Consider the following 1,008-nt stretch of genomic DNA (forward strand, 5'->3'; position numbering starts at 1 on the left):
CGCCTCCGCCTCCGGCTCCTCCTTCGCGCCCGCCTCCGCCGCCGGCCCGCTTGCATCCGCCACGGGCCAGCCCACTTCCGCCCGGCCCTCCCCGGGACCCGACACATGCGATGCCTCCGCCCGCGGATCGCCCGCATCGGTCCCGGCTCGGGCCGCGCCCGCCGCGCTCCTTCCCGGGCCGTGCGTACCGGCCGGGTCCGCATGGGGTTCTCCATGCTTCGGCTCGCGGGGGGCGGGGGCCGTGGCGCGGGCCTCGGTGAGGAGGCGTTCGGCGAGAGCTGCCTGGAGGGCGAAGCCGCGGGAGGCGCGCAGGCGTTCCCGCGCCGCCCAGGCGGTCAGCGGCGCCACCGCCAGCCCCAGCACGGTACGCACCACCGACGGCCACTCCAGCGACCGCGACGAGCCACCGGCCACCAGCATGCCCAGCACCGAGCCCTCCTCGTCGGGCACCTCCACCTCGGCCGACCACCGGGCACCCGCCACCCGCACTCCCGGCACAGGCGACGACGCCCCTCCGCCCGGCCCAGCGGCCGCGAAGCGCTCTCCGGCGCCGCCGCCGCGGAAGCCGCCGACCGCGCCTGCCGGGCCCGCCGGGCCCGCCGGATGCCCGACGGCACCTGACCCCTCAGACGCGTGGTCGGCGCCGACGATCTCGACCGTGGGGATGGCCCTGTGGCGGCCTGCCAGGTGGCGGCCGTACCGGTCGAGGAAGGCCACCGATGTGCCGGGGAGCTCGGCGTTCAGCACCCCGAGCACGCGCCGGGCCGAGGCGCCCGCCTCCGCGAGGCGGGTGGCGCAGCGGGCCACGAGCTGGGTGCGGGCCGCGTCCGGGCGGGAGGCGGCCGAGGCGACCCGGACCGCGACGATCAGCGGATCCTCGTCCACGAAGATCAACGTCACGCCGAGCCGCTCCGCCAGCACCTCGCCGGAGCCCGCGCTCAGCCTGCCCGACGGCGCGATCACGCACGCCGCCGCCTGCTCCCAGGCCCGCCGCATGGCCATCTCGAC

Annotated in this window: 1 pseudogene; it reads right to left on the bottom strand. The window is 78.7% G+C overall.

Annotated elements, in window-relative coordinates:
• Nucleotides 1-996: pseudogene (locus EJK15_RS69560) on the bottom strand (hypothetical protein); the annotation flags it as partial.
• Between the last annotated feature and the right edge of the window lie 12 nt (nt 997-1,008).

It is taken from the genome of Nonomuraea basaltis, from assembly GCF_005893125.1.
Lineage (GTDB): Bacteria > Actinomycetota > Actinomycetes > Streptosporangiales > Streptosporangiaceae > Nonomuraea > Nonomuraea basaltis.